A 25444-nucleotide genomic window follows, 5' to 3' on the forward strand; every position below is an offset into this window, starting at 1 on the left:
AACCGGTTGACCTCTTCGCATCCCCCGGCCGAATCCGCGGGCGGAGCCGGCCCCGACGGAACGGTCGCGTTGTCCGACAGCGACGTCAAGCTGCTCGAGCGGGCGATCTACGAGGTGAAACGGGTCATCGTCGGGCAGGACCAACTCGTCGAGCGCATCCTCGTCGGCTTGCTGGCGCGCGGCCACATCCTCCTCGAAGGCGTGCCGGGCGTCGCCAAGACCCTCGCCGTGGAGACCTTCGCCACTGTCGTCGGCGGATCCTTCTCGCGTGTCCAGTTCACCCCTGACCTGGTCCCGACCGACCTGATCGGTACGCGTATCTATCGGCAGGGCCGGGAGGAGTTCGACACCGAACTCGGTCCGGTGGTGGCCAACTTCCTGCTCGCCGACGAGATCAACCGCGCTCCGGCGAAGGTGCAGTCGGCGCTTCTGGAGGTGATGGCCGAGCGGCACGTGTCGATCGGCGGCACCACCTATCCGATGCCGGATCCGTTCCTGGTCATGGCAACCCAGAACCCGATCGAGAACGAGGGTGTCTACCCGCTGCCGGAGGCCCAGCGCGACCGCTTCCTGTTCAAGGTCCTCGTCGACTACCCGACGGTGGAGGAAGAGCGCGAGATCGTCTATCGCATGGGCAACGTGCCGCCGACGGCCTCGCAGGTCCTCGATCCGGAGACGATGATCCGGCTACAACAGACCGCAGCCAACGTCTTCGTCCACCACGCGCTCGTCGACTACGTCGTCCGCGTCATCAACGCCACCCGTCGGCCCGCCGAACTCGGGTTGACCGACGTCTCCGCGTGGCTGTCCTACGGTGCGTCCCCACGCGCCACCCTCGGCATCGTGGCGGCGGCCCGGGCGTTGGCGCTCGTGCGCGGACGTGACTACGTGGTGCCGCAGGACGTGGTGGAGATCGTGCCCGACGTGCTGCGCCACCGACTGGTGCTCAGCTACGACGCCCTCGCCGACGAGGTCGACGCCGACCAGGTGATCACCCGAGTGCTGCAGACGGTAGGGCTGCCACAGGTCGGTGCGCAGCCGGTGTCGCCCAATGGTTTTCCGGGGACGCCTGGCCAACCCGGCTCGAATCAGCAGGGGCCGCAACAGTATCCGGGCCAGACCAACGGCGCGGGGGTGAACCGGCCTGCGGTGAATCAGTCTGCAGTGAACCAGTCTGGGGCGACCCAGTCGACGCCACGGTATGCCGGCCAATAGCGACCTGCCGTCGCTGGGCGCCGGGCTCCTGTCCGAACCTCAGCTCTCGGCGGCCCTCAAGACTCTGGAACTGACCGTGCGGCGCAAGCTGGACGGCGTGCTGCAGGGCGAGCATCTCGGGCTCATCCCGGGCCCGGGTTCCGAGCCCGGTGAGGCCCGCGCCTACCAGCCCGGCGACGACATCCGGCGGATGGAATGGTCGGTGACCGCGCGGACCACTCAACCGCATGTCCGGCAGATGATCGCCGACCGCGAACTCGAGACCTGGTTGGTCGTCGACGCCTCGGCCAGCCTCGATTTCGGTACGGTGAACTGCACCAAGCGTGAACTGGCAGTCGCCGCCGCCGCTGCCCTGGTGCACCTCACCTCCGGCGGAGGCAACCGGCACGGTGCGATCGTCGTGACCGGTGATCAGTTGGTCCGAATCCCGGCCCGCAGCGGCCGTGCCCATGCCCAGAATCTGCTCAAGGCGATCGCCACCACAACCCGCGCCTCGACCGGGGTGCGCGGGGACCTGCATGCCGGTATCGAGGCGTTGCGCCGACCGCAGCGCCGTCGCGGACTCGCCGTGGTCATCAGCGACTTCCTGGGACCGATCGACTGGGAGCGGTCCCTTCGCGCGATCGGCGCCCACCACGAACTGCTCGCGGTCGAGGTCCTGGACCCGCGCGACCTGGTACTCCCGGACGTCGGCGAGGTCACGCTGGCCGACGCGGAATCCGGCGAGATCCGCGATATCACCATCACTCCGACGATCCGGCGGGACTTCGCGTCCGCTGCGCGTGCGCATCAGCAGAAGGTGCATCGCACCGTCCGCAGTTGTGGGGGACCGGTGCTGAGTCTGTCCACCGACCGCGACTGGATCACCGACACCGTCAAGTTCGTCGCGCAACGTCGACGCGGCCTGGCAGCCGGGGTCGGGTGACGCGCAGGTGTCGATCCTGGCGAGCCCCTGGTGGCTCCTGCTGCTCCTGGTCGTGGCCGGATTGGCGGCCGCGTACATCTACGTGCAACGGTTGCGGCGCAAACGTGCGCTGAGATTCGCCAACCTGGACCTGCTGAACCGTGTGGCGCCGCAGCAACACAACAGATGGCGCCACGTACCCATCGCCCTGCTGCTGGTTGCCCTGACGCTGCTCGTGGTCGCGATGGCCGCGCCGCAGGCGGATCGCCGGGTGCCGCGGAACAAGGCGACCGTGATCCTCGTCATGGACGTGTCGCGGTCCATGAACGCGACCGACGTCTCGCCGTCGCGGATCCGGGCAGCGCAGGACGCCGCCCGGAAGTTCGCCGACGAACTGACCGACGGCATCAACCTGGGGTTGATCTCCTATGCGGGGACCGCGTCGACCCTCGTCTCGCCGACGCCGGACCACAACGCGACCAAGGAAGCGGTCGACAAACTACGGCTCGACGACAAGACCGCGACCGGTGAGGGCATCTTCGCGGCGATTCAGCAGATCAAGACCCTCAACGCGGTCCTCGGGGGAGATGAGGCGGCGCCACCTGCGCGGATCGTGCTGCTGTCCGACGGCAAGGAGACCGTGCCCGACGACCCGGACGATCCACGCGGGGCGTTCACCGCGGCCCGCAAGGCCAAGGAGGAGAAGATCCCGATCTCCACGATCTCCTTCGGGACCATGAACGGCACCGTCGATCTCGAGGGCGATCAGGTCCCCGTACCGGTCGACGACGATTCGCTGCGCAAGATCGCCAATCTCAGTGGTGGACAGTTCTTCACGGCGGCCAGCCTCGACGAGCTCAACAAGGTCTACGAGACGCTGCAACAGCAGATCGGGTACGAAAAACGCCGGGGTGACAATTCCCGCCCATGGCTCATCGCCGGTACCGTGTTAGCGCTGCTCTCGGCATTCGCCGCATTGGCGATCAATCGTCGACTGCCCTGAGCGCAAACACACCGAAACGAACGGATAAGTTTGACCACCATGGCAGACAGCAACGAAGCTCAGCAGGTCTCGCGCTCGGTATTGGTGACCGGCGGCAATCGCGGGATCGGACTCGCGGTCGCCCGCCGCCTGGCATCGGACGGCCACAAGGTCGCGGTCACCCACCGTGGTTCGGGTGCGCCCGACGGCTTGTTCGGTGTGCAGTGCGATGTCACCGACAACGAGTCGGTGGAGAGGGCGTTCGACGAGGTGGCCGAGCACCAGGGCCCCGTCGAGGTGCTCGTCGCCAACGCCGGTATCACCGACAACATGCTGCTGATGCGTCTGTCCGAAGAGTCCTTCGAGAAGGTGATCGACGCGAACCTGACCGGAGCTTTCCGCTGTGCAAAGCGGGCGACCAAGGGCATGCAGCGCGCCAAGTGGGGACGGATGATCTTCCTCGGGTCGGTCGTCGCGATGTCGGGCATTCCGGGACAGGTCAACTACGCGGCGTCCAAGGCCGGTCTGATCGGCATGGCGCGCTCGATCGCCCGCGAGGTCGGATCCCGCAACATCACCGCCAACGTGGTGGCGCCGGGATTCATCGAAACGGACATGACCGCCGCCATGGAGGATCGCTACGTCGACATGGCGAAGCAGGCGATCCCGCTCGGACGGGTCGGGCAACCCGAGGACGTCGCCGCCGCCATCAGCTTCCTCGCCTCTGACCAGGGCAACTACATCACCGGCGCGGTGATCCCCGTCGACGGTGGCATGGGCATGGGCAACTGATCCGCTGATCCGTTCAATCGACGACATCCGAGCTTGAGGAGCTGACCGTGACCGGAATTCTCGACGGCAAGACCATTCTCATCACCGGCATCATCACCGATGCATCCATCGCGTTCCACGCGGCCGCGATGGCACAGCAGCAGGGTGCCAAGGTGATCATCACCGGTATCCCCGAGCGGCTTCGGCTGATCGACCGGATCGCCAAGCGTTTGCCGCAGGAGGTGCCGCCGGCCATCGGCCTCGACATCACCAGCGAGGACGACCTGAACGCGTTGGCCGGCAAGATCAAAGAACTGGCACCCGAGGGTGTGGACGGCGTGATGCACTCGATCGCATTTGCTCCGCGCACCCTGATGGGGCCGGATGCCGTGCCATTCCTGGAAGGGCCGGGTCCCGACGCCGCCAAGGCTTTCGAGATCTCCGCATGGAGTTATGCGTCGCTGGCCCGTGCGGTGCTCCCCGCGATGAACGAGGGGGGCTCGATCGTCGGCATGGACTTCGATCCGCGGACCGCGATGCCGTACTACAACTGGATGGGGGTCGCCAAGGCCGCACTGGAATCGGTCAACCGCTACGTGGCACGCGAGGTCGGCAACGCCAAGAACATCCGATCGAATCTCGTTGCGGCCGGACCGATCAAGACGCTGGCCGCCAAGGCGATCGCCGGCACCGCGACCGACGACGCCAAGCAGCTGAACATGCTCAACGAGTACTGGGACGGTGCCTCGCCGATCGGCTGGGACGTCGACGACCCGACGGTGGTCGCGAAGTCGGTGTGCGCGTTGCTCTCCGACTGGCTGCCCGGCACCACCGGCTCGATCGTCTACGTCGACGGCGGGGCGAGCCACAACACGTGGTTCCCGGAGAACTTCGCCGGGTAGTGGACGCCGTTGCCGAGCGCTTCGACGCCGTACTGTTCCTGAGCTTCGGCGGGCCGGACGGCCCCGACGACGTGATGCCGTTCCTGGAGAACGTCACCCGGGGTCGTGGCGTCCCGCGGGAGCGTCTGGAGGCCGTCGCCGAGCACTATCTGCATTTCGGTGGGGTGTCGCCGATCAATCGGCTCAATCTCGAGATGATCGGCGCCATCCGGTCGGCACTCTCGGCGCGCGGTCAACAGTTGCCGGTCTACTTCGGAAACCGGAACTGGCATCCGATGGTCGAGGACACCGTCGCCGAGATGTTCCGCGACGGGCATCGGCGGGTGTTGGTCTTCCCGACCTCGGCGTGGGGCGGCTATTCCGGATGCCGCCAGTATCACGAGGACATCGCGCGCGCCCTGACCGCACTCGCGCGCACCGAGCCCGACAGCGCGTCGGATCCGATGCTGCTGCGCAAACTTCCGCAGTACTGGGATCACCCGGCGATGGTCGCGGCCGGCGCCGATGCGGTGCGGCGTGCTGTGGCGCAGCTGCCCCCGAACGGCGGTGAGCCACGCCTGGTGTTCACCGCGCACTCGATCCCGACATCGGCAGACCGGGCGTCCGGCCCGGCTGCCGACGGTGGGGGTCTGTACTCACGCCAGGTCGCCGCGGCCTCGGCGGCGGTGGCCGCAGCGGCCGGATTCCGCGACTTCGATCAGGTCTGGCAGTCCCGATCGGGCCCCCCGCAGGTGCCGTGGTTGGAACCAGACATCTGTGATCACCTCGAAACGATTGCTGCCCAAGGTGTTCAGCAGGTCATCGCGTGTCCTGTCGGGTTCGTCTCCGATCACCTCGAAGTGGTCTGGGATCTGGACAACGAGGCGGCAGAGGTCGCCGAGCGGCTCGGTATCGGCTACGTGCGCGCCGCCACCGTCGGCGACGACCCCCGATTCATCGAGATGATCGCGGATCTCGTCGAGGCCTATGTCGACGGCGACGGGAAGACCGCCGCGATGGGGTGCGGGGACAATGGGCGGATCTGCCGCACGGACTGCTGCGTACCCGCCCGACGACCCACCTGATCCGGCGTCTCGGCGGCCCGATCAGCGGTCGACCGGGAGGTACTCGCGGATCACCTGATTGACCGCGGCCGCCCGCGCGCCCCGCGCGAGCGCCGTGAGGCGTCGAAGGCGGGAATCTCCTGTCTCCACGTGGACCGCGGTCACGCCGAATGTGGGGGTCTGTGCGACGGCGAGGTCGACGATCGCCTCGACACGTGCGGCGGAATCGAGCACGCGGGTCGCCCGGTCGTCGTCGTGCGGTGGGAGCGTCACATGGTGTCGAGCGGTCAGGGTGTTCAGTGTGACGCGCAACTCCTTCGGACTGCCGCGTACCGCGCCGCTGCCGAGGCCTCCGATGATATCGGCGGTTTCCCGAACCGCTTCGCGCAGATCGTATTCCACCTGACCAAGTGGTTGCGGGGGTCCGGTTTGGACCGGTTGCCGATAGCGTCGGGCGGTCCACCGGCAGGTCTGGTCGGCGAACTCCGGGATGAGACCGATGGTGGTGTCATCCGATCGATCATGGACCAAGACGATCTCGGCGGCAGCGAGTGCTGCCGTCGTCGCCGGGTCCGGCGGCAGGCCCTGCGGGTCCCCGGGGGTCGGCAGGCGAACCTCGATCCGCCCACCACGACGGAGAAGTGCCAGCAGGGCCAGTCGGGCGTTGTCACCGGAACCGTCGAGCAGGTCGTCGGCGTCGATGACGGTGTGACGGCCGGCGAACTCGTCGAGGGTGTCGGTGACATCGTCCGGCGCGCAGCGTCCGCCGAGCCACGCGGCAGCCCAGGCGCCCAGCGCGCAGCCCGGCCACGCGGGTGGGCCGGAGACGATGTGATCGGTGCTGGTCATAGGTTTTCCACGATAGGCGACCCGGTGGGATCCGGGTAACCCGGCGTGGCTCTGCGCCGTTCGGGCGCCGAGGTCTTACGGTAGGTCTCCGTGAGCGATGACCGTTACGGACGAGACGTGCTGGCCAACCCGCGCCGTGCGAAGCCGAGAGCGCCCGAGGTGGCTGCCGAGCGCGATCTCGTCGTCGAGGACGCCGCCAGCGGATTCTGCGGTGCTGTCGTGGGACTCGAGAAGAGCTATTCGGGTGATCTGGTCCGGCTCGAGGACCGTCGCGGTACGACTCGGGTGTTCTTGATGCATCCGGCCGCCTTCCTGATCGATGGTAGGCCCGTCACCCTGGTGCGACCACGCACCCGCGGTCCTGCGGTGGCCGCGACGACGGCCTCCGGGTCCCGCGTCGCACCGTCCTCACGAGCGCGGACGGCACGGGCCAGTCGGATCTTCGTCGAGGGGGTGCACGACGCGACCTTCCTCGAACGGGTGTGGGGTGCTGACCTGCGGGCCGAGGGTGTTGTGGTGGAGAGTTTGGACGGCCTGGACAATCTCGCCGCGACGCTCGAGGAGTTCGGCCCCGCCGCACATCGGCGCGCCGGAGTGCTGGTCGATCATCTGGTGGCGGGCTCGAAGGAGATGCGGCTGACCGCGGAGGTGGGCGAGCACGTCCTGGTATGCGGCCATCCCTACATCGACGTCTGGGAGGCGGTGAAACCGTCGTCGGTGGGGATCCGGGCCTGGCCGACGATTCCGCGCGGAACCGATTGGAAGACCGGCGTGTGCCGTGAATTGCGTTGGGGGACGCCGCGAGACGGTTGGCGTCGGGTGCTGTCCGGGGTGCGGGACTATCGTGACCTCGAAGTGGATCTGCTGCGGTCGGTGGAGGAACTCATCGACTTCGTGACCGCCGCGGCCGGCGATCGCTGAGAACGTCGGGCCCACGGTCCGATGGGTGATTTCTGGCACACTGGAGTCATGACCGCATTGGTGTGGTTGGTGGCCGCCATTCTGTTGGTGATCGCCGAGATGTTCGTCGGCGATCTGACCCTCCTCATGCTCGGCGGAGGAGCGTTGGCGGCTGCGGGTGTCGACTTCGCGCTGGAACCGCCCCTCTGGGTGGACGCCGTGGTGTTCGCGGTCGTCTCGGTGTTGCTGGTGGGGGTGGTGCGTCCGGTTGCGCGACGGCACATGCTCAATCGACCCACGGTGCTGACCAACACCGAGGCGCTCGAGGGTCGTCATGCCACAGTCACCGAACGTGTCGACGAGCACGACGGACGCGTGAAGATCGGCGGTGACGTGTGGTCGGCCCGCACGCTCAATCCCGGCGAGGTCATCGAACCGGGTATCGAGGTGACCGTGGTGGAGATCGATGGCGCCACCGCGGTCGTATGGAAGGGATGACGCAAGATCATGGAGTACATCGGATTGATCGTGGTGGTCCTGCTCGTCCTGCTCGTGGTGACGGTGCTGGTGAAATCCGTGGCGCTGATCCCGCAGGCCGAGGCAGCTGTCATCGAGAGACTGGGGCGCTACACCCGTACGGTGTCGGGTCAGCTGACACTGCTGCTGCCGTTCATCGACCGGATCCGCGCTCGTGTCGACATCCGTGAACGTGTCGTCTCGTTTCCGCCCCAACCGGTGATCACCAAGGACAACCTGACCCTGTCCATCGACACCGTTGTGTATTTCCAGGTGACCAACCCGCGCTCGGCGGTCTATGAGATCGATGACTACATCACCGGTGTGGAACAGCTCACCATCACCACGTTGCGCAACGTCGTCGGCGGGATGACCCTCGAGGAGACGCTCACCTCCCGCGACTCCATCAACGGGCAGCTGCGTGGTGTCCTCGACGAGGCGACCGGCCGATGGGGACTCCGGGTTGCCCGGGTCGAGCTGAAGAGCATCATGCCGCCACCCTCGATCCAGGAATCGATGGAGAAGCAGATGAAGGCCGACCGCGAGAAGCGGGCGACGATCCTGGCCGCCGAAGGCCAGCGGGAGTCGGCCATCAAGACGGCCGAAGGCAACAAGCAGAGTCAGATCCTGGCGGCCGAGGGCGCCAAGCAGGCAGCGATTCTGGGTGCCGAGGGTGAGCGGCAATCACGCATCATGCGGGCCCAGGGTGATCGGGCCGCGGCGTATCTGAATGCGCAGGGTGAGGCGAAGGCGATCGAGAAGACCTTTGCGGCGATCAAGGCGAGCAAGCCGACACCGGAGGTGCTGGCGTACCAGTATCTGCAGCAACTCCCGGAGATGGCCAAGGGGGCCGGCGACAAGGTCTGGGTGGTGCCATCCGACTTCGGTTCCGCGCTGCAGGGTTTCGCGAAGTCGTTCGGTGTCCAGGGCGACGACGGTGTGTTCCGCTATGAACCGTCGCGCGACGACGAGCCGACCGCGGTCGACGAATCCGATGTGGCGGACTGGTTCTCGCTGGCGTCGGATCCCAAGGTGGCCCAAGCAGTTGCCGAGGCCGAGGCGGTGGCACGCAAGCCGGTGGCACCCGAGGTGACCACGCACGCGGCGCGGGAGTTGGGCTATCAGACCTCCAACGATCTCGCACCGCAGCCTCGGTCATCGGAGTGATGGTGCGTCGTCACGGAGGGCGGCCTTCGTGACGACCTCTCCGTCGGGCTGCGTGGTTGCTGGGACCAGGAGCGGTCAGTGCCCGATGAGGTAGGCGACGCCGGCCATGCCCGCCGCCCACAGTACCGAGGCGAATGTCCCCATGATGAATTGCTCGCTGGCCTGGGGAGCACGGAGCTCGGGATACCGGGCGAAGCTCTTCACCGCGAGGATGACCACCAGACCATCGGGCCAACCGGCGAGGAGAGTCGCGGCCACCGCACCGCGTTCGAGGTAACCGATGACCCGGCCGCCGCGCAGCGGTCCGCGGTCGGGGCCGTCGTCGTGCGGATTGACCCCTCCGGCTCGTAGCACGAGGCGGACCACGAACCCGCCGCCGGCCGTCGCCGCGATCATCGACGCGCACACGGTCACTACCTCTCCGACATCGCGGGCCGGACCGGCGGATGCGGCGATCACGGCGGCTGCGGCCGCCAGGACGATCATCGTGGCGGCGGTCGTCCCGTCGAGCGCGGTGGCAGCACGGGGATGTCGAGCGTCGTCGAGCAGTCGGAGTCGCACGATGGCGGGGATCACCGCTACCACAACCGTCGCGACGAGCAGGATGATCGCCGTTGCCGTCATCGCTTCTCCCCGTTCGGTGCGTTCCCGGTGTCGGCCCGTTCGAGGAGTTCGGTCACGAGTGCCAGCGCATCGCGCTCAATGTCCCATCGGGCACTCTGCAGCCGTTGCGACATCGCCTGTGGAGTGATCCCCAGGACGTCCGCGCCTTCGGCCTGGGTCACGCCGGTCCGCATCACCCTGACCGCTTCGTCGCCGTGGTCGCTGCGGCCGGCGATCACATCGGCCAACAGTCGTGCGGCGGTCTCGGCATGATGCGACCACAACGTGTCCACACCGCGGATCGCCAGCGGGATGCGATGCTTCTTCGCCGCCTCGACGGCGTCACGGGCGTATTCGAATGCGGGGCCGCGGCCGGACCGCGTCGAGGCAGGCAGGGGGAGGGCGACCGGGCCGATGCCCACGCCGACGCTCCAGTGACCGTCGGCGGCCAGGGCGACCGCGAGACGCGCGACCACGTCCGGTGCGTCAGCGGTCGCCTGCACCTCATCGCCCGCGGTTCGTTCGAATCGGCGCAGGAGCGCCACCTCGGCCATGTCCTCGAGGAGGCCATCGACGCGATCGACATCACCACGGCTGCCGCGTTGGTCCACGGTCAGGACGTACACACGCCACCACCTCCGACACTCAAGGTTAGAGACTTGATATGCAGATATCAAGTCTCAGTGCTTGATTGGACGAACCTTGATCGCGGGATATCAAGGGATGCAGCTTGATTCCTCTGGGGATTGGTCCGACCGTCGATTGGCCGGATCGGTGACGGGGAGTCTGGCGTCCAGGATCAGGCCGATGATGCCGACGGCGAAGAAACAGGCACTGAGCAGCAGCAGGAGTGGATTGCGCTGACCTGCCAGAGTGTCGCCGAGGAAGACGACAGCCGCCGTTCCCGGAGCCATGCCCAGGACCGTCGCGACGAAATAGGGGAGGGCGCGCACCGACGACAGTGCCGAGCAATAGTTCGCCACGGAGAACGGGCACGCGGCGATGAGGCGGAGTGAGCCGACGGCGAGCCAGCCTCGTCTGCTCAGACGATATTCGACCGAGCGGACCACGGGTTTCGTCAGATAGGGGCGGATCCGTTCCCGGCCGAGCATCCGAACCAGCCAGAACGAGACCATCGCGGCCACGGTCGAGGCGATCATCGCACCGGTGAACCCGACGATCGGACCGAAGAAGATGCCGGACATCACGGTGAACGGAGACCGGGGGACCGGCGCCAGCGTGACCACCGCATAGATGACGAAGAACGCCCAGACGAACGCGGGTCCCAGCCCTTCGCCCCAGGTACGCACACTCGCCACCGTCGGTAGCGGGATCAGGTAGGAGCCGATGAGAACCACGGCGACCATCGCGGTCAGCGTCAGTGCCGGGCGGAGTACGCGACGATCGATCCGGGCCCGCGGACGACCGGTACCGTCTGCCGTGCCGTCGGCTGTCGACGAATCGTCGACAGTGGCGGCGGGCTCGGTTTGCACCGGCCCACTGTACCCGCGCGATCGACGTGTGATGGATCACGCAGCGACCTGGACTGTGGGCCGAGCGAGCGTTCGGCTAAAGTCGGTTACGCGCTCGAACCGGGAGCATCACGGAGGTGTCACGCCCCATGTCGCAGACCACTGCGTCGCAATCAGATCGGCCCGACAGGCCGCTCGACGAGGCCTATAACGCCTGGTCGCAAGCCGCTGCCGCGGTGGTGGCCAAGTCCCGCAGGACCACCGTCGACGAGCTGGGTGCTTCAGCCGAGGAGTTGCTGTCGACCAACACATTCGACGGTCTGTCCATCCGACCGCTGTACACGCGAAAGGACGAAACCGCTGAATCCGGCGTGCCCGGCAGCTTTCCGTTCGTCCGCGGCGCCGACCCGGACCGCGACGTCACCGCCGGATGGCGCGTGACCGAACGCTTTGGCGACGACGCCACCCCGGTGGCCGATGTGAACCGGGCAGTCCTGGACGCGCTGTCCGGCGGGGCGAGCGGGCTCTGGTTGTCGATCGGCAACACGATCACACCGGACGACATCGCCGCCGTTCTCGAGGGCGTTTACGTCGACCTCATCCCGATCACCCTCGACGCAGGGGCGGCCGGAATCTCCGCCGCGCGCGCGTTGCTGGCTGCCCGGGAGAGTGCGGTCGCCGCGCCCGAGGCCGCCGCACCGACCGCCGCGACCGTGACGTCACTGGGTCTCTCCCCGCTGACCGCGGCGTTCTCGGGTCGGCCGACCGTGCAGGCCGCCGAGGCGACCGCCCTGGCAACCGAGGCCCCGACCGGCGTCCGGACCTTTCGGGTGGACGGCACCGACTTCGCCACTGCTGGAGCCGACAACGGACTCGAACTCGCTCTGCTCGTGGCCGCAGGTGTCACACACCTGCGCGACCTGACCGCCGCAGGCCTGTCCGCGGCGGACGCTCTGGGCCAGATCACCTTCGCCGTCTCCGCCGGAGACGATCAGTTCGCGACCATCGCCAAGTTCCGGGCATTGCGCAAGCTCTGGGCCCGGGTCGCCGAGGTGGTCGGGGCCCCCGAGGCGGGTGCTGCGCTCACTCACGGCGTCACCGACCTGTCGATGCAGACCCAGCGCGATCCCTGGGTGAACATGCTCCGGACCACGATCGCCGCATTCGGTGCGGGAGTCGGCGGGGCGGATCAGGTGACGGCCCTCGGATTCGATGCCGCCATACCGTCGCAACGCCGGACCAGCAGTCCCGCATTCTCTCGGCGCATCGCACGCAACACCCAGTTGCTGCTGCTCGAGGAGTCGAACATCGGCCGCGTGCTCGATCCGGCCGGCGGTTCATGGTTCGTCGAATCGCTCACCGACGAGCTCGCCGCCAACGCCTGGACGGTCTTCGGCGAGATCGAGACCGCCGGCGGCTATCGCGCAGCACTCGGGTCGGGATGGATCGCCGACGAAGTGGCGGCCTCCCTGGGCCGCCGTGACGACGCGGTGGCACATCGCCGCGCCGCGGTGACCGGCGTCAACGAGTTCCCCAATCTCGACGAGAAGCCGTTCGCGTCCGCGATCGCGGACGCCGTGGACGTGCCGTTGGGCTCCCCGCGTCTCGCTCGCGTGGGCCGTGCCTTCGAGGAACTGCGCGATGCCGCGGATGCCGTGCTGGCCGAGGCGGGCCGTCGACCGACGGTGCTGCTGCTGCCTCTCGGTACCGTCGCCGAACACAACGCCCGAACGACGTTCATCGCCAACCTGCTCGCCGCAGGTGGTATCTCGACGATCAACCCCGGGCCGCTCGCTGTCGACGGCATCGCGGCGGCAGTCGCCGAGGCAGGCACGCCGATCGCGGTGATCTGTGCGAACAAGCAGCGGTACACCGACGACGGTGCTGCGGCGCTGGCGGCCGCTCGCGCCACCGACCTGAGCGCCGTGTTGATGGCCGGACCGGACAAGGAGTGGCCTGACGGCGGCGACCGCCCCGACGGGTCGTTGCGGATCGGCATCGACGCGGTCGCGACCCTGCGGGGACTTCTCGACCAGCTGACCCACGAATCGGCGGGAGCGACATCATGACCCAGACGGAACCGACCCGTGCCACCGAGGATTTCGGCGCGATCCCCAGCTTCGCCGGGGTGGACCTGGCGTCCGCCGCGGCCCCGGGTGCCGCCGACGCCGATGCGGCGATCCAGCGGATGGCCCGGGACCAGGGGCGCACCACCGACGAGATCACTTGGACCACACCGGAACAGATCGATGTCCGCCCGATCTACAGCCGAGCGGACCGCGACGCGGTGACCACGCTCGAGGAACACCCCTACCCGCTGGACTCGATTCCGGGCGAGGCCCCGTTCATCCGCGGCCCGTACCCGACGATGTATGTCAACCAGCCGTGGACGATCCGGCAGTACGCCGGATTCTCCACCGCCGCAGAGTCCAACGCCTTTTATCGCCGCAATCTCGCGGCCGGCCAGAAGGGCCTGTCGGTCGCCTTCGACCTCGCCACCCACCGTGGCTACGACTCGGACCATCCGCGCGTCGCCGGAGACGTCGGCATGGCCGGGGTCGCGATCGACTCGATCCTCGACATGCGGCAGCTGTTCGACGGGATCGACCTCGGCTCGGTGTCGGTGTCGATGACCATGAACGGCGCCGTGCTGCCGATCCTGGCGCTCTATGTGGTGGCCGCCGAGGAACAGGGAGTGCCGCCGGAGAAGCTGGCGGGGACCATCCAGAACGACATCCTCAAAGAGTTCATGGTCCGCAACACCTACATCTATCCGCCGAAACCGTCGATGCGGATCATCTCCAACATCTTCGAGTACACCAGCCAGAAGATGCCCAAGTTCAACTCGATCTCGATCTCCGGCTACCACATCCAGGAGGCCGGGGCGACTGCGGATCTGGAGCTCGCCTACACGTTGGCCGACGGGGTCGAGTACATCCGCGCCGGTCTCGAGGCGGGCCTCGACATCGACAAGTTCGCGCCGCGGCTCTCGTTCTTCTGGGGCATCGGGATGAACTTCTTCATGGAGGTCGCCAAGCTCCGCGCGGCTCGCCTCCTGTGGAGCGAACTGGTCGCCCAGTTCGAACCCGCCAATGCGAAATCGCTGTCTCTGCGCACTCATTCGCAGACCTCCGGGTGGTCGCTGACCGCGCAGGACGTGTTCAACAACGTTGCCCGCACCTGCGTGGAGGCGATGGCGGCGACCCAGGGTCACACGCAGTCGCTGCACACCAACGCCCTCGACGAGGCGATCGCGCTGCCGACGGACTTCTCCGCCCGCATCGCGCGTAACACCCAGTTGCTGCTGCAGCAGGAGTCGGGAACCACGCGCTCGATCGACCCGTGGGCGGGTTCGAACTACGTCGAGTGGCTGACCCACCAGCTCGCGCAGAAGGCGCGCGCACACATCGCCGAGGTCGAAGAGGCCGGCGGCATGACGCAGGCGATCAACGAGGGCCTTCCGAAACTACGCATCGAAGAGGCCGCCGCCCGTACCCAGGCACGCATCGACTCGGGTCAGCAGCCCCTGGTCGGGGTCAACAAGTACCTGGTCGACGAGGACGAGGAGATCGAGGTCCTCAAGGTCGAGAACTCGAAGGTCCGCGCCGAGCAACTGGAGAAACTCGCCCGGCTGCGCGCCGACCGCGACGAGGCGGCGGTCCAGGCGGCCCTGGAAGATCTCACGCGGGCCGCGGCATCCGACGAGGGTGGACTGGAGAACAACCTGATGGCGCTGGCGATCGAGGCGGCCCGCCACCAGGCGACCGTCGGTGAGATCTCCGACGCGATGGAAAAGGTCTATGGTCGCCATCAGGCGGAGATCAAGACCATCAGCGGGGTGTATCGACATGAGGCCGGACAGGTGAGCAACGTCGACGCGGCGACCGAGATCGTCCGGCAATTCGGTGAGGCCGAAGGCCGTCGGCCGCGTGTGCTGGTCGCGAAGATGGGCCAGGACGGTCACGATCGCGGCCAGAAGGTGATCGCGACCGCGTTTGCCGACCTCGGCTTCGACGTGGATGTGGGCCCGCTGTTCGCCACGCCCGAGGAGGTCGCCGCGCAGGCTGCGGACAACGACGTCCATGTCGTCGGCGTCTCCTCCCTCGCCGCCGGTCACCTGACGCTGGTGCCGGCACTGCGTCAGGCCCTCGCCGACGTCGGGCGTCCCGACATCATGATCGTGGTGGGCGGTGTCATCCCGCCGGGCGATTTCGACGAACTCTACGAGGCGGGTGCGGCGGCGATCTTCCCGCCGGGCACGGTGATCGCCGACTCCGCGGTCGAACTCGTCACCAAGCTCGCGACCAACCTGGGACACGAGCTGGCGGGCGTCGCCGGCGAGTGATGGCGGAGCAGAACGCCCCAGCTGCGGTGGCCGCGTCCCGGCGACAGATCGACATCGATGCCCTCGAGCAGTCGGTGCTGGCCGATCGCCGCGCCGACCTGGCGCGTGCGATCACTCTCGTCGAATCGACGCGACCCGACCACCGGGCGGCGGCGCAGGAACTGCTGTTGCGGCTGACACCGCACTCGGGCAAGTCGTTTCGGGTCGGTATCACCGGTGTGCCGGGTGTGGGGAAGTCGACCACCATCGAGGCGCTCGGAACCTATCTCATCGAGCAGGGGCACAAGGTCGCGGTCTTGGCCGTCGACCCGTCGTCGACACGTACGGGCGGATCGATCCTGGGCGACAAGACCCGCATGGGTCGGCTGTCGATGTCGAAGGACGCCTACATCCGACCGTCACCGACCTCCGGCACGCTCGGTGGTGTCGCGCGAGCGACCCGCGAGACCATCGTGCTCGTGGAGGCGGCCGGCTTCGACGTGGTCCTGGTGGAGACGGTCGGGGTGGGTCAGTCGGAGGTGACCGTGGCCAACATGGTCGACACCTTCACCTTCCTCACCCTGGCCCGCACCGGGGACTCGTTGCAGGGCATCAAAAAAGGGGTCCTCGAGCTCGCCGACGTCGTCGTGGTGAACAAGGCCGACGGCAAGCACCTCAACGAGGCCAAGGGGGCGGCACGCGAGCTGAAGAACGCCCTGCGACTGATCTATCCGCATGACACCCTGTGGGTGCCGCCGGTGCTGACGATGAGCGCGATCGAGAACACCGGCGTCGCCGAGTACTGGGACGCGGTGCTGCGGCACAAGAAAACCCTCTCCGACGCCGGGCAGTTCGAGGCGCGGCGCAACCAGCAGCAGATCGACTGGACCTGGGCGATGGTCGACGACATCGTACTGTCCCGTCTCGCGAACAGCGGACCGGTCAAACAGATCCGCAAGGACGTCGAGCAACAGGTACGGGCCGGAGACCTGACCCCTGCTCTGGCGGCCCAGCAGATCGTCGACGCATTCGACACCCGACCCGACTAGGGCGTGTCTCCCTGGCTGAACCGGCGCCGCGAACGGCTGCGGGCTAGCCCAGGTGCGTGGTGATCGGCGCGGGGGTGGATGCCACGTCGGCGAGCACCCAAATGTTGTGGGCGACATCGCGGCTCTCGCGTTTGGCCACCGCGGCGATCGCGAGGTCGAGAACGCCGGCCACACCTGGCGGGTCGAAGATCAGCGTGGATCGGTGGGCGACCTGGATGTCGCGTGCGCGGATCGTCGCTCGTCGGAGGAGGTCGGGCTCGAGCGCCAACACGGTGGCGAATTGCCAAGCGCCGTCACGGAACACCTTGATCGCCTCGTTCAGCAGGAAAATCTGGTTGTCGCGGAGAACGGCGTAGATGTCGGCCAGTGCAGGGGAGAGTTCGTTCAAGTCCTCGACCACCCCGTTGACCTGGCTGGCCAGCACCGCGTTGATGGTGTCGAAATCCTTGTGCAGAGAGCTCAGCTTCGTGCGCCCCGTGAACTGGACCGCGGCGATGCCGAGGTCCAGGGAGATATGGCTGTTCACGCCTGACAGCATGTGCTGCAACAGGATCGGTTCGGGCAGTTGTGCGCGATCGAAGGTGACACGCCACGAGCGGGTCGGTCTGCCGAACTGGTCCGGGTGAAAATAGCGGTTCAGGGCGTCGAAGTAGCGGGAGGCGAACGCGGCGTCGAACGCCTTCATCCGCGGGCCGTCCTCGAACAGACCATCATCGATCGCGACACCCACCGCGAGCGTGATCCGCTTGTACAGCGCGGCGAAATACCCCAGTCGACTCGACTCCCGAACCGCCCAGGCGATGATGGCGTCGATCGCGGCCACCACCTCGTCGATGGTGGCGACCGGACCGATCGGTGCCGGGGGCGGCGGGTGGGGCGGCGGCATGAGACGATTCTGGTCCCCGGCCCGCCGGGTCAGGTGCCGGAGCCGGGAATTCATCTCTATGGATGACGCACCGACCCCGACGACGCGAGCGGTCAGCCGATGAGCGGGGCCAACGTCTGTCCCAGCAGCGAAACACGGCCCGGCACATGACCGTTTGCGGGTGCATTGACGGTGACACCGTCCACGCCGGTGGCCAGCAACTTGCTGTAGCGTGCCGCAACCTCGTCGGGGTCACCGACGATGGTGGAGGCGCGACGCACCTCGGCGGCCGGATTCCGCTGCAGATATCCCTCGAACTCGGCGACGGCCTCGTCGTGGGTGGGCGCGATGCAGGCCGACGTCTGCAGCGTCACGGTGATGTCGGCGCGGTTGCGGCCCAGCCGGTCACAATGGCCTGCGAGTGCATCGAGCTTGCGGCCGATGTCCTCGACGGCACAGATGAGATTCGATTCATCGGCGTACTGTGCGACCATCCGCAGGGTCTTGCGTTCGCCGGCGCCGCCGATCATCACCGGGATCTTCGACAGCGGCGCAGGCACATTCATCGCCTCACTCACCTGATACCACTTGCCGTCGAGCGACGGCTTCTTGCCTTCGAGCATGCCGAGGATGATCTGCATCGACTCCTCGAGCTTCTCGAAACGGTCGGTGAAGGTGCCGAACTCGTAGCCGAGTGAATCGTGTTCGAGCTCGAACCAGCCTGCGCCTATCCCGAGTTGTCCGCGACCGCCGGAGACGATGTCGAGGGCTGTGACCGTCTTCGCGAGCAGGGTCGGGTTGCGATAGGAGTTGCCCGTCACCAGTGACGACAACCGGACCTTCGATGTGTGCTGCGCCAGCGCCGACAACAGGGTGTAGCACTCGAACATGGGATCGTCGGGGGCGCCGAGGATCGGAAGCTGATAGAAGTGATCCATCACCAGGACGGTGTCGAAACCGGAGTTCTCGGCTTCAACGGCTTGGGCGACAACTGTCGGGAACAGCTGGTCGGAGGGGACGTCGGGGTAGGTGAAGTTGGGAATCTGGTAGCCGAGTCTGGTCACTCCTCGACGCTACGCCCGCGCCGGCCTCAATGCAGCCAGTCGTCCGCCGCGCCTGTCGTTATGACCGAATTGTCCGAAGGTGCAAACGATCTGGCGAATCTGCCGAGCGTCTCGATGAGTTCGTCGAACACCGCTTCGACATCGGTGGAAGCCGCGATTCGGGCATTCGGTTCACCGGTCATCGACCGCTCGTCGGCGACGGTCATCCCCCGGGTGAGCCGTCCGGTCAGTTCGATGTCCACGCGCGCAGGAACCGTGGTCACGATGTCCGGGGTGAGTGCCACCATGGCCGCAAACGGATCGTGCAGGTGCGCGATGTAGCCCTCATCGTGCGCCTGGTGGAACTCGAAGTAGAAACGCAGTGCGTCGGCGAGGTGACGGATGACCGGGTTGTCGGCAACCGACCGCACGCCGATCTCGTCGGCTGGATCCGGGCACTCGACGGGGGTGCTGCCGGCCGCGGCGGCCAGACGGACGAGATGGTCGGGTGTCATCGCCACGGACTCGGTCAGATCGAGGGGGCAGACGATCGGCGGTCCGATGCCCTCGGTCCCGAACGCCGCGAAGACCTCGGCCGCTGCCTCCGGGTCGACGGCGATGTTCCACTCCGAGGTCGGGGTGGTGTTGCCGTGAACGTGAAACGCGCCGCCCATGATGACCAGCCGCGCCAGCCGGGTCGGCAGCGCAGGGTCGCGTCGCACCGCCGTGGCCAGCGACGTCAGCGGTCCCGTGACCAGTCCGATCAGCTCGCCGGGATATGCGTTTGCGGCCTCGATCCAGGCATCCGCGGAGTCGGTCGAACTCGCCGTGATGGTGGCCGACGGAAGTTCGGCATAGCCCACACCCAGTGGTCCGTGGGTGTCCTCGGTGGTCATCAGCTCCGCGACGAGCGGGCTGTCGGCGCCCGCGTGCACCGGGATGTCGGCACGTCCGCACAGCTCGAGCCATGCCAGGTTGTTGGCGGTCACGACATCGACGGGCACGTTACCGGCGGTGGAGGCGATCCCGACGATGTCGACGTCGGGCCGACCGAGCAGATACAGCAGTGCCAGAGAGTCGTCGATGCCGGTGTCGCAGTCGAGGAAGAGGCGGGTCACGAGTCCATTGTCGCCTGTCCGCAGCCGACGAGTCGGCGACGGGGTACGACGCGCCATCCGATCAACCCGACGAAGCCTCCGAACGTCACTCCCCGGTCACTGGGGAGCCTCCGAACGCCACCACCCGGTCCCTGAGGAGCCTCCGAGCTTGCGAGGATGCGTCACGAAGGGCCCTTCGTGACGCTCGCAGGCTCGCTCCTCAGGGCGGCGCCTCAGGGCGGCGCCTCAGGGACCGGATGGTGGCACACGCTCGCTCCCTTCGTGACGTGCGCATGATCGCTCCTCAGAGCGAGAAGATCGTCGCCGAGGCCGTACCCGGTGCGCCGTAGACCTGGGCGAGGCCGACCCGGGGGTTGCCCGGCACCTGCCGCGCGCCGGCTAGACCCCGGAGTTGGCGCACCAGTTCGTGCATCTGACGCAATCCCGAGGCGCCGATCGGTTCGCCGTTGGCGATGAGTCCGCCGTCGGTGTTCACCGGAATGGACCCGGTGATCTCGGTTGCGCCCTCGGCGAGTAACTGCTCCTGCTCGCCGTCCTTGCACAGTCCGGTCTCGGCCATGTGGATCACCTCGGCACCGGCATCGGTGTCCTGGAGCTGCGCGATGTCGACATCCTCTGGTCCGATGCCGGCCCGTTCATACGCCGCCCGGGACGCGTAGACGGTGGGTGACATGTCCTCCTCGATCGGCGCCGACGTCGCATGAACCTCGTATGCACCGGCTCGGCGGGTACGGATCTCGCTGGCGCGTAGGAACACCGGCTTGTCGGTGAACTTGTGGGCGATGTCGGCTCGGCACATGATCACCGCGGCCGCGCCCTCGTCCGGCGAGCAGAACATGTACTGCGTCAGCGGGTAGTTCACCATCTGCGAGTTCAGGATCTGGTCCTCGGAGATCGGCGTGCGCCGGAACGCATTCGGATTCCGCTCCCCGTTGCGGAAGTTCTTTGCCGCGACCTTTGCGAGGGTGGCCTGCGAGATGTTGTGATCATGGATGTAGCGATTCGCCTTGATCCCGAAGAACTTCGTGGTCAGGAACTGGCCGTTCTGCGCGTACCACTGTGGCAGCGCGAGTTTCGCGGGATTGTCGGTGAAGGCTCCCCGGGGATGCTTGTCCATACCGACGGCGATACCGATGTCGTAGGTCCCGAGGCGGATGGTGTCGGCCGTCTGCTGGATGGCACTGGCCGACGTCGCGCACGCGTTGAACACGTTGGTGAAGGTGATGCCTGTCAGCCCGACGAGACGGGTGACCGCATCCGGGTTCGAGATCTCATAGCTGCCGCCGAACCCGAATTGGATGTCCTTCCACTCCACCCCGGCGTCGGTCAACGCCAGTTGGATCGCCTCGGCGCCCATCTGCATCGCAGTCTTGTCGAAGCGCCCGAAGGGATGGAGTCCGACACCGATGATTGCTACGTCGTTGGTCATGGAATTCCTCTCGGATCAGGCCGGCGCGAAGGCGAAGGTGTAGATGTCGTCGCCATCGGCATCGGTGGCGAACGGGATCATGGTCAGCTCGACGTCCTGACCGAAGCGCAACTTGGCCGGATCGTTTTCGGTGAGACGACCCTCGACGCGGACCACGTCGCCGAGTTCCACCAACCCCACACCGAAAGGGACGAAGTCCTTGCCGGTCGGTCCGATGTATGGGTCGCCGGGCGGGAAACCTTGGACCGTCCAGGCGATGAGCTTGCCGTTGCGGGGGAGTAGTACCTCGGCCGTGGCGCCGGAACTGCACTTGGGGCAGCGGTCCTGGACCGGGAACGTCGTGAACTCGCAGTCCGAACACCGGGTTCCGATGAGCTGCGTGTTCTCGTCCGGCCATGTGGAGATCTCGGGCGCGAGCGCCTTTGGCATGTCGTTTCCTCGCCTCGCTAGACAATCGATTCTGCATCAGCATAATCCAGGTTTCCGAAAATGGAAATGGCATTCTCGTACCCTCTCGGAGGCGACGATCGGCGAGTGAGGGCGATCCGAGGCTCGTCGAGGAGCGTCGGACATCACGTTTACATCGTGTGCCGAGCACGTACGGTCGGGGACATGGGGACCAATCTGATGGCATTCGAGTGGACGGACACGAATCGTGAATGGCTGATCGAGAACCCGATCCGGATCGTCGTCTATCTGGTGGTGGCGTTGATCGTGCGGTACGTACTGCACCGGATCATCGACCGGGCGACACGTCGGCCTCCGGCGCCAGAACCGGGATCTGTGGAGACCAAGAAGCCCGCGTTGGTACGACACCTCCGTGAGCGCACCCCGAAGGCACTGCGGGATCCGGACATGGCCGAACGGCGGGCGCAGCGCGCACAGACCATCGGTTCGGTACTGAAGTCGACAGTGTCGATCATCCTGCTGGTGTGGGTGGTGTTGTCGGTGCTGAGCGTCCTCGGTGTCAACATCGCCCCGTTCGTCGCATCGGCGGGAGTGGTCGGCCTGGCCATCGGATTCGGTGCGCAGAACCTTGTGCGAGACTTCGTGTCGGGCGTGTTCATGCTGCTCGAGGACCAGTACGGGGTCGGCGACATCGTCGACCTCGGCGAGGCCATCGGCGAGGTCGAGACGGTCGGGCTACGGATCACGACACTGCGCGACATCGATGGAACGCTCTGGTACGTCCGCAACGGTGAGATCGTCCGGGTCGGCAACATGAGCCAGGAATATGCCGTTGCGCGTGTCGAGGTGCCGGTCGCTCTCAGTGCCGACATCGACCGCGCGCAAGAGGTCGCACTCGAGGCGGCCCGTGCGGCAGTCGAGGACGAGAGCATCCGCGCCGACGTGCTCGGGCCGCCCGAGATGCTGGGCGTCCAAGAGGTCGCGCCCGACATGATCACCCTGCGCATGACGCTGAAGACCAAGGCAAACCGTCAATGGGCGCTGTCCCGGCGGATTCGTCGCGACATCTTGCGCGCTTATGAGGAGCACGGCATCGACCTCCCCTACCCCAAGGGTCGGATGGCCGGGCTGCTGGGGACCAACGGGAACTCATGACCCTGTCGGTCGGGATGGCGTTCGACCGGTCGCGTCGCCGACGCGGAAACAGCCTTCGCAAGCGTGATCGCACGTAGGCTTTGACGATGAGCCTGTCGTGGCCGCTCATCGGTCGGCAGGCCGAGATGAGCGCCATCGATACCGCCATCTCGGCCCGCGATACCTCTGGGATCGTCGTGTACGGCGCCGCAGGTGTGGGGAAGAGTCGGATCGTCCGTGAGGCGTTGTCGGCCGCGGAAATGCGTGGATCCAACTGCAGTTCGGTGGTCGGCACCTCCTCGGCACGGGCGATTCCGCTCGGCGCTTTCGCCGCCTGGGCGCCGGCAGATGTCACCAGTACCGTCCAATTGTTGCGGGACGTGATCGAGTCGCTCACCTCGTCGGCCTCGGATGCTCCCGTCGTCGCGATCGATGACGTGCACCTGCTCGACGACTTGTCGATATTCGTTGTGCACCAGATCGTCCTGCGCCGCGCCGCGAAGGTGATTCTCACCATTCGTGAGGGTGATCCGATTCCCGACGGAGTGCACGAGATAGCGAAGGTCGGCCGGTTCGACCGGGTCGATCTGCGCCCGCTGAGCCTCCAGGAAACCGCGACGTTGCTGACGGCGGTGCTGGGCGGACCGACCGAGCCGGGCGCGGCTCGTCGGCTGTGGCAGTTGACAGAGGGCAATCCCCTGTACCTCCGCACGATCGTCGAGCGGGAGGTGGCGGTCGGGCGACTGAGACGGGAACGTACATCGTGGCGATGGGCCGGTGATCCGACGATGCCGCCGGGTCTGACCGAGCTGATCGAAACTCGTATCCTGGCGGCCCCGGAGTCGGTTGTCGATGTGGTCGACACCCTCGCGGTCGGCGAGCCGATCAGTCTGGAGACCTTGTCGCGCATCGTCGGCCCGTCGGCGGTCGAGGAGGCCGAGAACTGCGGTCTGATCGCACTCGAATCCGCGGCGGGTCGGGTAGAAGTACGAGTGATCCATCCGCTGTATGGCGAAGTGCGACGCATGTGTGCACCCACCACCAAGTTGCGGAGACTACGTGGAAGGGTCGCACTCGAACTCGCCGCGTCCGGTGACCGCAACGACATCCCGGTGCTCGTGCGTCGGGCCGCGTTGAGTCTGGACTCCGACCTGACGCCAGACGCGGATCTGCTCGTCAGGGCAGCCCATGGTGCGGTCTGGCTCGCCGATCTGACTCTCGCCGAACGCATCGCTGGTGCCGCGATCCGTTCGGGTGCCGGTGTGGAGGCGAGTTTCATTCGCGCACATGCCCTTTCATGGCTGGGGCGAGGTCGCGAGGCGGAAGAGGTGTTCGCGCGGGTACCGCCCGGGCCGCTGACGGATGGCGAGCGCGGGCGATTTTCGTTCTTACGTGCGAGCAACCTGCTCTGGGCGCTCGGTGATCCCGTGCACGCCCAGGAGGTCATCGATGAGGCGTCGTGCGGGGTCGGCGAACACGGTGGCAGCTTCGTCGACGCCTTCCGGACCGTGTACGAGTTCGCGCTCGACCGACCCGAAGAAGCGATGCGGACCGCTGCGGATCTCGCATTGAGCGATCTGCCGGCTGTCGTCGGAGCCGAGACCTGCTGGGCGTTGACCACCATCGCAGCTGATGCCGGGCGCGTGGACGAAGCCGAGGCCGTTGCCGACGCGGGATACGCCGCGGTGGCACGGTCCTTCGACGCTCCGCAGATGCGGTTCAACATCGCTGATTCGCACGTGGGTGCGCTGCTCCTGGCCGGCAGGGTCGGTGACGCCCGTGAGATGGCCGAGCGAGTGCGCTCGCAGGGCGCCGATCTCCCGGGGGCGGCTCAGCTGCTGGGGCTTGCCGTGGCCGGTCGTGCCGCGCTCTGGGCAGGGGATCTCGCCACCGCATGGTCGTTTCTCGAGCAGGCGGTCGAAGGCTTGTCCGTCTCCTTCGCGATGGGGTGGGGGTACCGATACCGTGTTCCGCGCACGATCGTGCTCGCGATGCGAGGCTCAACCGATGAGGCAGTCGCCGAGCTCTCCGTCCTGAACGAGACCCGACGCCCTTTTCGGTCGTTGGACTACGAACTGAGTCTGGCCCGGGCCTGGGTGTCCGCGGGGCAGGGCGCGGTGAGCGAGGCGATCGCGGTGGTGTCGGCGGCGGCTGACCGAGCGCATGAGAAGGGCCACTTCGCAGCCGAGGTCCTCTGCGTTCAGACCGCCGTTCAGTTCGGCTGTCGAAGCAGCGGACCGAGGCTGCGCGGGCTCGTAAAGGTCGTCGAGGGTCCTCGCGTGGGCATGGCCGCTCGTTTCGCCGAGGCACTACGGAACGGAGACCCCAGGGAATTGTCCCTGGTGTCAGAGCACTTCGAGCAGATGGGTGACCGCGTGGCCGCCGCCGACGCGGCTGCCCACGCCGCACTGGCAAATCGCCGACTCGAACTGCGGGGATCGGCGTTGGGATGTGCAGCTCGCGCCGCCGATCTGGCTGAACAATGCGGAGGCGTATGCACACCCGTCCTGCGCCGGGTCGATGATCCGTTGCCGCTGACCGACCGCGAACGTGAGATCGTCACGCTGGTCGGCAACGGGCTGTCCAGTCGCGAGGTCGCCGAGCGGCTGTGCCTCTCGGTACGCACCGTCGAAAGCCACGTCTACCGGGCCATGGCCAAGACCGGAACGCGCACCCGAGACGAACTCGCCTCGCTGCTTGTCCGCGGCCGCAGGACAGCGAAATAGGCGGGCCGTCGAACACCAGCGCGG

Annotated in this window: 23 protein-coding genes; 14 read left to right on the forward strand and 9 right to left on the reverse strand. The window is 66.9% G+C overall.

The features are described 5' to 3' along the window. Positions 1-6: 6 nt before the first annotated feature. The 6 genes from AC4AMJ_RS06610 to AC4AMJ_RS06635 are packed head-to-tail and all read left to right on the forward strand — an operon-like array spanning position 7 to position 5838. The gene (locus AC4AMJ_RS06610; protein WP_489895137.1) at positions 7-1215 is read left to right on the forward strand and encodes an AAA family ATPase; all 1209 of its coding nucleotides are present in this window, start codon (positions 7-9) and stop codon (positions 1213-1215) included. Continuing rightward, positions 1202-2140, forward strand: coding sequence for a DUF58 domain-containing protein (locus tag AC4AMJ_RS06615; RefSeq protein ID WP_489895139.1), 939 nt, complete (start codon positions 1202-1204; stop codon positions 2138-2140). Before AC4AMJ_RS06610 ends, AC4AMJ_RS06615 begins: the two co-directional genes overlap by 14 nt. 13 nt (positions 2141-2153) lie before the next feature. After that, entirely contained in the window at positions 2154-3122 is a 969-nt protein-coding gene (locus AC4AMJ_RS06620; RefSeq protein ID WP_489900874.1) for a VWA domain-containing protein, read from the forward strand. 39 nt (positions 3123-3161) lie between these two features. After that, positions 3162-3893 (forward strand): 3-oxoacyl-ACP reductase FabG1, encoded by a 732-nt coding sequence (fabG1, locus tag AC4AMJ_RS06625; protein ID WP_489895141.1) that lies wholly within the window; start codon positions 3162-3164, stop codon positions 3891-3893. A 47-nt stretch (positions 3894-3940) separates the two neighbouring features. After that, complete coding sequence (inhA, locus tag AC4AMJ_RS06630; RefSeq protein WP_489895143.1) at positions 3941-4774, forward strand: NADH-dependent enoyl-ACP reductase InhA; 834 nt, start codon at positions 3941-3943, stop codon at positions 4772-4774. After that, positions 4774-5838 carry a ferrochelatase gene (locus tag AC4AMJ_RS06635; protein WP_489917571.1) on the forward strand — a complete coding sequence of 355 codons (1065 nt, stop codon included), beginning with the start codon at positions 4774-4776 and terminating at the stop codon, positions 5836-5838. The genes inhA and AC4AMJ_RS06635 overlap by 1 nt, the downstream gene beginning before the upstream one ends. A gap of 21 nt (positions 5839-5859) precedes the next feature. Here the strand turns inward: AC4AMJ_RS06635 and AC4AMJ_RS06640 are convergent, their stop codons facing one another. Continuing rightward, positions 5860-6666, reverse strand: coding sequence for an Rv1486c family protein (locus tag AC4AMJ_RS06640; RefSeq protein WP_489917572.1), 807 nt, complete (start codon positions 6664-6666; stop codon positions 5860-5862). A 90-nt stretch (positions 6667-6756) separates the two neighbouring features. Here AC4AMJ_RS06640 and AC4AMJ_RS06645 point away from each other — a divergent pair, with 90 nt between their 5' ends. Genes AC4AMJ_RS06645 through AC4AMJ_RS06655 form a run of 3 tightly spaced genes read left to right on the forward strand, consistent with a single transcriptional unit; the run spans position 6757 to position 9249 of the window. Further along, positions 6757-7587, forward strand: a complete 831-nt coding sequence (locus tag AC4AMJ_RS06645) for a DUF3097 domain-containing protein (protein WP_489917573.1) — start codon at positions 6757-6759, stop codon at positions 7585-7587. Between the two features lie 48 nt (positions 7588-7635). Continuing rightward, positions 7636-8064, forward strand: coding sequence for an NfeD family protein (locus AC4AMJ_RS06650; protein ID WP_489895151.1), 429 nt, complete (start codon positions 7636-7638; stop codon positions 8062-8064). Between the two features lie 9 nt (positions 8065-8073). Beyond that, a complete protein-coding gene (locus AC4AMJ_RS06655) occupies positions 8074-9249 on the forward strand; it encodes an SPFH domain-containing protein (protein ID WP_489895153.1) in 1176 nt (391 codons plus the stop codon). A gap of 75 nt (positions 9250-9324) precedes the next feature. On the opposite strand, the gene AC4AMJ_RS06660 is transcribed toward AC4AMJ_RS06655, so the two are convergent. The 3 genes from AC4AMJ_RS06660 to AC4AMJ_RS06670 form a co-directional block, all read right to left on the reverse strand. Beyond that, a complete protein-coding gene (locus AC4AMJ_RS06660) occupies positions 9325-9873 on the reverse strand; it encodes a hypothetical protein (RefSeq protein ID WP_489917574.1) in 549 nt (182 codons plus the stop codon). After that, on the reverse strand, positions 9870-10478 hold the full coding sequence (locus AC4AMJ_RS06665) for a hypothetical protein (protein WP_489895157.1): 609 nt from the start codon (positions 10476-10478) through the stop codon (positions 9870-9872). The genes AC4AMJ_RS06660 and AC4AMJ_RS06665 overlap by 4 nt, the downstream gene beginning before the upstream one ends. Positions 10479-10568: 90 nt before the next feature. Further along, complete coding sequence (locus AC4AMJ_RS06670; protein WP_489895159.1) at positions 10569-11345, reverse strand: TVP38/TMEM64 family protein; 777 nt, start codon at positions 11343-11345, stop codon at positions 10569-10571. Between the two features lie 128 nt (positions 11346-11473). Here AC4AMJ_RS06670 and AC4AMJ_RS06675 point away from each other — a divergent pair, with 128 nt between their 5' ends. Genes AC4AMJ_RS06675 through meaB form a run of 3 tightly spaced genes read left to right on the forward strand, consistent with a single transcriptional unit; the run spans position 11474 to position 16697 of the window. After that, positions 11474-13393 carry a methylmalonyl-CoA mutase family protein gene (locus tag AC4AMJ_RS06675; RefSeq protein ID WP_489917575.1) on the forward strand — a complete coding sequence of 640 codons (1920 nt, stop codon included), beginning with the start codon at positions 11474-11476 and terminating at the stop codon, positions 13391-13393. After that, the gene (gene scpA / locus AC4AMJ_RS06680) at positions 13390-15669 is read left to right on the forward strand and encodes a methylmalonyl-CoA mutase (protein WP_489895162.1); all 2280 of its coding nucleotides are present in this window, start codon (positions 13390-13392) and stop codon (positions 15667-15669) included. Before AC4AMJ_RS06675 ends, scpA begins: the two co-directional genes overlap by 4 nt. Beyond that, positions 15669-16697 carry a methylmalonyl Co-A mutase-associated GTPase MeaB gene (meaB, locus tag AC4AMJ_RS06685; protein ID WP_489895164.1) on the forward strand — a complete coding sequence of 343 codons (1029 nt, stop codon included), beginning with the start codon at positions 15669-15671 and terminating at the stop codon, positions 16695-16697. The genes scpA and meaB overlap by 1 nt, the downstream gene beginning before the upstream one ends. A gap of 43 nt (positions 16698-16740) precedes the next feature. Here meaB and AC4AMJ_RS06690 read toward each other — a convergent pair whose 3' ends face one another. The 5 genes from AC4AMJ_RS06690 to AC4AMJ_RS06710 form a co-directional block, all read right to left on the reverse strand. Continuing rightward, complete coding sequence (locus tag AC4AMJ_RS06690) at positions 16741-17583, reverse strand: DUF5995 family protein (protein ID WP_489917576.1); 843 nt, start codon at positions 17581-17583, stop codon at positions 16741-16743. Positions 17584-17675: 92 nt separating this feature from the next. Further along, entirely contained in the window at positions 17676-18626 is a 951-nt protein-coding gene (locus AC4AMJ_RS06695) for an LLM class F420-dependent oxidoreductase (protein WP_489917577.1), read from the reverse strand. 26 nt (positions 18627-18652) lie between these two features. After that, positions 18653-19780 (reverse strand): nucleoside hydrolase, encoded by a 1128-nt coding sequence (locus AC4AMJ_RS06700; protein WP_489917578.1) that lies wholly within the window; start codon positions 19778-19780, stop codon positions 18653-18655. 226 nt (positions 19781-20006) lie between these two features. Continuing rightward, entirely contained in the window at positions 20007-21152 is a 1146-nt protein-coding gene (locus tag AC4AMJ_RS06705) for a thiolase family protein (RefSeq protein ID WP_489917579.1), read from the reverse strand. Between the two features lie 15 nt (positions 21153-21167). Then, entirely contained in the window at positions 21168-21581 is a 414-nt protein-coding gene (locus AC4AMJ_RS06710) for a Zn-ribbon domain-containing OB-fold protein (RefSeq protein WP_489895174.1), read from the reverse strand. Between the two features lie 183 nt (positions 21582-21764). Between AC4AMJ_RS06710 and AC4AMJ_RS06715 the strand changes: the two genes are divergently transcribed. Both AC4AMJ_RS06715 and AC4AMJ_RS06720 read left to right on the forward strand, forming a co-directional pair. Further along, positions 21765-22715, forward strand: a complete 951-nt coding sequence (locus AC4AMJ_RS06715; protein ID WP_489917580.1) for a mechanosensitive ion channel family protein — start codon at positions 21765-21767, stop codon at positions 22713-22715. 86 nt (positions 22716-22801) lie between these two features. Continuing rightward, a complete protein-coding gene (locus AC4AMJ_RS06720; protein WP_489917581.1) occupies positions 22802-25420 on the forward strand; it encodes a LuxR C-terminal-related transcriptional regulator in 2619 nt (872 codons plus the stop codon). The last annotated feature ends 24 nt before the right edge of the window (positions 25421-25444 follow it).

The sequence above is a fragment of the Gordonia sp. LMA484 genome (genome assembly GCF_058129505.1).

What these genes read in the sequence shown, in the direction of transcription:
- AC4AMJ_RS06700 (WP_489917578.1), bottom strand. Translation starts at nt 19,780, where the DNA reads ATGGCGCGTCGTACCCCGTCGCCGACTCGTCGGCTGCGGACAGGCGAC.
- AC4AMJ_RS06615 (WP_489895139.1), top strand. Translation starts at nt 1,202, where the DNA reads ATGCCGGCCAATAGCGACCTGCCGTCGCTGGGCGCCGGGCTCCTGTCC.
- fabG1 (WP_489895141.1), top strand. Translation starts at nt 3,162, where the DNA reads ATGGCAGACAGCAACGAAGCTCAGCAGGTCTCGCGCTCGGTATTGGTG.
- AC4AMJ_RS06690 (WP_489917576.1), bottom strand. Translation starts at nt 17,583, where the DNA reads ATGCCGCCGCCCCACCCGCCGCCCCCGGCACCGATCGGTCCGGTCGCC.
- AC4AMJ_RS06675 (WP_489917575.1), top strand. Translation starts at nt 11,474, where the DNA reads ATGTCGCAGACCACTGCGTCGCAATCAGATCGGCCCGACAGGCCGCTC.
- meaB (WP_489895164.1), top strand. Translation starts at nt 15,669, where the DNA reads ATGGCGGAGCAGAACGCCCCAGCTGCGGTGGCCGCGTCCCGGCGACAG.
- AC4AMJ_RS06655 (WP_489895153.1), top strand. Translation starts at nt 8,074, where the DNA reads ATGGAGTACATCGGATTGATCGTGGTGGTCCTGCTCGTCCTGCTCGTG.
- AC4AMJ_RS06715 (WP_489917580.1), top strand. Translation starts at nt 21,765, where the DNA reads ATGGGGACCAATCTGATGGCATTCGAGTGGACGGACACGAATCGTGAA.
- AC4AMJ_RS06640 (WP_489917572.1), bottom strand. Translation starts at nt 6,666, where the DNA reads ATGACCAGCACCGATCACATCGTCTCCGGCCCACCCGCGTGGCCGGGC.
- scpA (WP_489895162.1), top strand. Translation starts at nt 13,390, where the DNA reads ATGACCCAGACGGAACCGACCCGTGCCACCGAGGATTTCGGCGCGATC.
- AC4AMJ_RS06710 (WP_489895174.1), bottom strand. Translation starts at nt 21,581, where the DNA reads ATGCCAAAGGCGCTCGCGCCCGAGATCTCCACATGGCCGGACGAGAAC.
- AC4AMJ_RS06705 (WP_489917579.1), bottom strand. Translation starts at nt 21,152, where the DNA reads ATGACCAACGACGTAGCAATCATCGGTGTCGGACTCCATCCCTTCGGG.
- AC4AMJ_RS06660 (WP_489917574.1), bottom strand. Translation starts at nt 9,873, where the DNA reads ATGACGGCAACGGCGATCATCCTGCTCGTCGCGACGGTTGTGGTAGCG.
- AC4AMJ_RS06720 (WP_489917581.1), top strand. Translation starts at nt 22,802, where the DNA reads ATGAGCCTGTCGTGGCCGCTCATCGGTCGGCAGGCCGAGATGAGCGCC.
- AC4AMJ_RS06650 (WP_489895151.1), top strand. Translation starts at nt 7,636, where the DNA reads ATGACCGCATTGGTGTGGTTGGTGGCCGCCATTCTGTTGGTGATCGCC.